At 41.5% G+C, this 5,238-nt stretch carries 4 protein-coding genes and 1 pseudogene; 4 read left to right on the top strand and 1 reads right to left on the bottom strand.

The genetic code is table 11. From position 1 onward, the window contains the following. Positions 1 to 222: 222 nt before the first annotated feature. Positions 223 to 543: pseudogene (locus NWP22_RS14700) on the top strand (DUF4332 domain-containing protein); the annotation flags it as partial. 4 nt (positions 544 to 547) lie between these two features. Here NWP22_RS14700 and NWP22_RS14695 read toward each other — a convergent pair. Beyond that, positions 548 to 1,162, bottom strand: coding sequence for a TetR/AcrR family transcriptional regulator (locus NWP22_RS14695; protein WP_271733106.1), 615 nt, complete (start codon positions 1,160 to 1,162; stop codon positions 548 to 550). A gap of 152 nt (positions 1,163 to 1,314) precedes the next feature. On the opposite strand from NWP22_RS14695, the gene NWP22_RS14690 reads away from it, so the two are divergent. From NWP22_RS14690 to NWP22_RS14680, 3 genes are all read left to right on the top strand, one after another. Beyond that, complete coding sequence (locus NWP22_RS14690) at positions 1,315 to 2,925, top strand: M16 family metallopeptidase (RefSeq protein ID WP_271733107.1); 1,611 nt, start codon at positions 1,315 to 1,317, stop codon at positions 2,923 to 2,925. A gap of 35 nt (positions 2,926 to 2,960) precedes the next feature. Further along, the gene (locus NWP22_RS14685; protein ID WP_271733109.1) at positions 2,961 to 4,466 is read left to right on the top strand and encodes a M16 family metallopeptidase; all 1,506 of its coding nucleotides are present in this window, start codon (positions 2,961 to 2,963) and stop codon (positions 4,464 to 4,466) included. Positions 4,467 to 4,712: 246 nt separating this feature from the next. Further along, entirely contained in the window at positions 4,713 to 4,952 is a 240-nt protein-coding gene (locus tag NWP22_RS14680) for a hypothetical protein (RefSeq protein WP_280802041.1), read from the top strand. Positions 4,953 to 5,238: the final 286 nt, after the last annotated feature.

Raw genomic sequence — 5,238 nt, 5'->3', positions numbered from 1 at the left:
TTAGGGTTTTGGTTAGTTTCAGGTAGATTAATAATTATGGTTCCTGTAGGTTGTTGATAACCTGTGATTACGCCGGATTTGTACCAACGCCACGCAGTTCTATAACTTATCCCTACCTTTTTTGCATAATCAGATAGTTTCATTCATTTAATGATCGTACATTCATAATATTATACTACAAATGTACATAAATGACTATAAATTCATTAAATTATTGAAGACCTAATTAAACAAGGAAAAACTGCCCAAAGTAGGGTGGATTTGGCAAATAAACTACAGGTTAATCTTCAATATGTAAATAAATGGATGGCTTTAGCGGATTTAGCGCGTATTCCTGGTATAGGAGTGCAATATTGCGGTTTATTGCTCCATTCCGGTATTGGTTCTGTAGCACAACTGGCTCAAACACCCACCTACAGGTTACACCAACAAATTATGCGTCTGCAAGTCTCAACAATGCAACGCCGAGATTTGTGTCCAGCTATTGATGTGGTAGAACAGTGGAGTCAACAAGCAAAAATAGTGCTGAGTTCTCAGGAGTGATGTATTATTCCTTGGCCAACACGCCATTGAGAAAAATGTCGGCTAATCCTTCGGCCATTTGCTGCATTTCCTGGGGGGAAGCATCGGGAGCTATAACAGTATTGTTAGAGAAACCGGCGATCGCAAACATTCCTAAAAAAACCTTAGCCACCAGTTTAGCATCGGTTTGGCGATAAATCCCCTTATCCATGGCAGTTTGAAAGAAAGCTTCAGCCACACCGGTCATTTTATCAATGACTTCTTCTTGAATGCGATCGCGCAAATCTGGATGAAACTGGACTTCCATAAAACAGACCCTCATCATATCTACATTTTTGTGTAGATTCCACATCCGGCGGCGCATCACTTGTGCAATAGCCTTATAACTACCCATTTCACTCAATTCTGTGAGCAAATCTGTTAGAATATCCACCCACCCACTAGTAGCTACTTCCACTAAAATGGATTTTTTATTAGGAAAATGACGAAACAGAGTACCCTCAGCAACCCCAGCTGCTTGTGCTAAGTCACGGGTGGTAGTACCATCAAATCCCTGAGAAGCAAACAACTTCTGTGCGGACTCTAAAATGCGGGTACGTGTTTGTGCTTCTGAAGGCGGAGGTGAATTAAAAACTCGCATAATAACTTATGGTGTGATCTTCCGAAGGCGGTTTGTATCATTATTCTCTAATATCAGGTACCAAAAACACAGAAACTTAAATACAAGGTTAACGCCCTGTTTGTTACTTAGCACATTTCTTAGATAATAGAACTTTAATTTTATTGTCGCTTATGAATCAGCCCCCTCGTTCAATTTTGGCTTGGTCATTGCGTCGGCTCTCGACCATTTTGATGGTACTCCTAATTTTATGGTGTGGGTTACTGCCAAACACAGCTCTAGCTGACACTCAAACGGCAAATCCTCTGCAAAGAATCCTGCAACTTCGTCAAAAACCACCACACAAGAGTTCAATTCAACCTTATTTAGATCGGGTAATTGAGCAACTAACAGAGTTTCGCCTGGATAATGGGATGAAATTCATTGTCTTAGAAAGACATCAAGCGCCTGTAGTTTCTTTTGTTACTTATGCTGATGTGGGGGGTGTGGATGAGCCAGATGGTAAAACTGGTGTAGCACACTTTTTAGAACATTTAGCATTTAAAGGTACTAGGCGTATTGGTACAAAAGACTACGAGGCAGAAAACCTATTACTAGACCGCCTAGAACAGTTAGATGCCCAAATTAGAAGCGCAAAAGCCAATGGTAAACAAGATGATATCACTCAATTGCAAACTGAATTTAAGCAAATACAGTCCCAAGCAGACCAGCTAGTCAAACAAAACGAATTAGGTCAAATTGTCAACCAAGCGGGGGGTGTAGGTTTAAATGCTACTACTTCTGCCGAAGCTACTAAATACTTTTACAGCTTTCCTTCTAATAAGTTGAAACTGTGGATGTCACTCGAATCAGAGCGATTCTTAGAACCTGTACTACGTCGGGAGTTTTACAAAGAAAAAGATGTAATTTTGGAAGAACGCCGGATGCGGGTAGATAATTCGCCTATCGGTACAATGGTGGAAAACTTTATGGATACTGCTTTCACAGTCCATCCCTACCGGCGACCGGTGATTGGTTATGAAGAGGATATCCGGAATCTGACACCCGAAGATGTACAAAACTTCTTTAACGCTCACTATGTACCGAGTAATTTAACCATTGCCATTGTCGGAGATGTCGATGCGGCCCAAGTGAAAAGACTGGCAAAAATTTACTTTGGCCGCTATCAAGCCAAACCAAAAGCAGCAGCAAAGATTCCACCCGAACCACCGCAAACACAAACACGAGAATTTACTTTAGAGTTACCCTCCCAACCTTGGTATTTAGAAGGCTATCACCGACCATCAGTTAGCCATCCCGATGATGCAGTTTATGAAATTATCGCAGGTTTATTAAGTAATGGGCGTACATCTCGTTTGTATAAATCTTTGGTAGAACAGCAGCAACTGGCCTTAAATGCTGCGGGTTTTAGTGGCTTTCCTGGTGATAAGTACCCAAATCTAATGTTATTTTATGCTCTCACTGCTCCCGGTCACACTGTGGATGAGGTGGCCTTAGCTTTGCGACAGGAAATTGACAAATTGAAAGCTCAACCTGTGACGGCGGCTGAGTTGCTACGGGTGAAAACTCAAGCACGGGCGAGTTTGTTACGTAGTCTTAATTCCAATATGGGTATGGCCCAGCAGTTATTAGAAGCGGAGGTAAAAACTGGTTCCTGGCGCAATTTGTTTGAGCAGTTAGATGCAATTTCGGCGGTGACACCTGCGGATATTCAACGGGTAGCTCAGGCAAGTTTTACATCACAAAACCGCACAATTGGTAAGTTGTTGTCACAACAAGGTTAACACAATGAAGCACACACAGGCTCAGGAGACGAAGAATGGGATTGAGAATTTTCAATGTTAAATTTAGGTTTGGCAAGAGTAGGAGTCTATTTTATGGTTTGATTCTGGTTGTTGCCTGTTTGTTGATCAGTTTTAACTTTTCTTGGGCGGCGACGGCGGCGGCTAAACACTATACTGAGTTAGCTCTGCCACCATTGCCTGAGATTAAGTTACCGAAAAATGAGCGGTTTGTGCTGGATAACGGTTTGGTTGTGTATTTAATGGAGGATCATGATTTACCGTTGGTAAATGGTACCGCTTTGATCCGGACTGGAAGTCGCCTAGAACCGGCTGATAAAATCGGGTTGGCTGGTTTTACTGGTGCGGTGATGCGGACTGGGGGAACTCAGAAGCATTCGGCTGATCAGCTCAATGAGATTTTAGAACAACGTGCTGCTACTGTGGAAACTGGTATTAGTGAAGCTTCAGGTAGTGCTAGTTTTCAGTCTCTCGCCGAAGATTTAGAAACGGTGTTTGATTTGTTTGCGGAGGTATTGAGAGAACCTGTATTTGCCCAAAAACAGTTAGATTTAGCTAAAACCCAGGCTAGGGGTGGTATTGCTCGCCGTAATGATAATCCAGATGGTATTGCTAGACGAGAATTTCAGAAATTAATTTATGGCAATGATAGCCCCTATGCTCGCACTATGGAGTATGCCACCCTAGATAATATTTCCCGTGAGGATTTACTACGGTTTTACCAGCAATATTTTCATCCCAATAATATGATTTTAGGGATTGTAGGGGATTTTGAACCGCAGAAAATGCGATCGCTCATTCAAGCTAAGTTTGGCGATTGGGAACCCCATCCCGAAATTACTCCACCCCAGTTATCCGAGGTAACCCCAGCTAATACCGGTGGGATATTTTTTGTGGACCAACCACAACTAACTCAGAGTAGTGTGCTAATTGGACATCTGGGTGGTCAGTTAGATAATCCCGATTATGCTGCACTGGATGTATTGAATGGGGTATTAAATGGGTTTGGTGGACGTTTATTAAATGAGGTGCGATCGCGCCAAGGTTTAGCTTACTCTGTATATGCCTACTGGAGTCCGCGCTTCGATTACCCAGGAATGTTTATTGCAGGTGGACAAACCCGGTCAGATGCTACTGTGCAATTTGTCCAATCCGTACAAGCCGAAATCAAGCGTCTGCAAGCACAACCTGTGACAGCGCAGGAACTAGCTTATGCTAAAGAGTCTACTCTCAACTCCTTTGTATTCAACTTTGAAGACCCTGCTCAAACCTTATCACGGTTAATGCGATACGAATATTACGGCTATCCGGCTGATTTCTTATTTAGGTATCAAAAAGCTGTAGCCGCCACAACTGAAGCTGATGTGCAACGAGTAGCACAAAAATACCTCAAACCCGAAAAAATGGTAACTCTGGTAGTAGGGAACCAGACAGCCATTCAACCGCCATTGACGCAACTAGCAGCAACGGTAACCCCCATAGACGTGACAATTCTCATGTCCCAATCACAGGCGCAGAATTAAAAGTTCGCTGGAGACGCGAGACGTCGCGTCTCTAATCCCTAATAAACAACTCAAGATGTAAAACTGTTAACTGGGCAAAACATCCGTTTTTCAGACGTAACTACTTGATTTTTGTCTAGAAAATTCACAAAGTTTCTTGACTTTTACCAATGAAATTGTCAAATATAAGAAAGAAATTATAATTTTGAGTATAGTTCTGTCAAAAGCCTACTAAGTCTCACCGGAAGTATTTAGGGAGTTAATCACATGGCAAGGATAACAATTGAGGATTTGTCTCCTCTTAGGGTTCAACAGATTCTGAATGAAATCACAGATGGGGAAATGAACAGGGTGGAGGGAAGTCAAGGAAGCGATATCAATGAACAGTCTTTAGCTCATAATCTAGATCAAAATCTAGATAATCTTCTTTTTAGCTTAAGAACCCAAATGGGTGTGGTGATTGTTGGTGCTAGAACTATATTCAATGAAGGATTCAATTCTTTGTAAGCAATTTCTCTAATTAAATATTTAAAATAATGCTTGATTTTGAGGTAAATTAACTTCAAGATCGCTAAATTAACCTATAAATTAATTTATAGAAATAAATATCATCTGACATCTTCTTAGAGGATGTTTGGACAGTCATGATTACTGTATCGAATATTATTTGACCCCACCCCCTTCCTTACAAGGGTAGGTTTTTAATATGATCTGTGAAGGCAAGACTACCGAAGACAAGGAAGGAAAGTGGACAAGGAAGATTTTATACGGACAATGGTCTTTTAATGGGCTA

Origin of the sequence: Anabaenopsis tanganyikae CS-531, assembly GCF_029891675.1 — a bacterium.
GTDB lineage: Bacteria > Cyanobacteriota > Cyanobacteriia > Cyanobacteriales > Nostocaceae > Anabaenopsis > Anabaenopsis arnoldii.
The sequence above is the reverse complement of the archived record's forward strand: the minus strand, read 5'-3'. Positions and strand labels throughout refer to the sequence as shown.

Coding starts and splice junctions, on each gene's coding strand:
- NWP22_RS14680 (WP_280802041.1), top strand. CDS start 4,713: ATGGCAAGGATAACAATTGAGGATTTGTCTCCTCTTAGGGTTCAACAG.
- NWP22_RS14690 (WP_271733107.1), top strand. CDS start 1,315: ATGAATCAGCCCCCTCGTTCAATTTTGGCTTGGTCATTGCGTCGGCTC.
- NWP22_RS14685 (WP_271733109.1), top strand. CDS start 2,961: ATGGGATTGAGAATTTTCAATGTTAAATTTAGGTTTGGCAAGAGTAGG.
- NWP22_RS14695 (WP_271733106.1), bottom strand. CDS start 1,162: ATGCGAGTTTTTAATTCACCTCCGCCTTCAGAAGCACAAACACGTACC.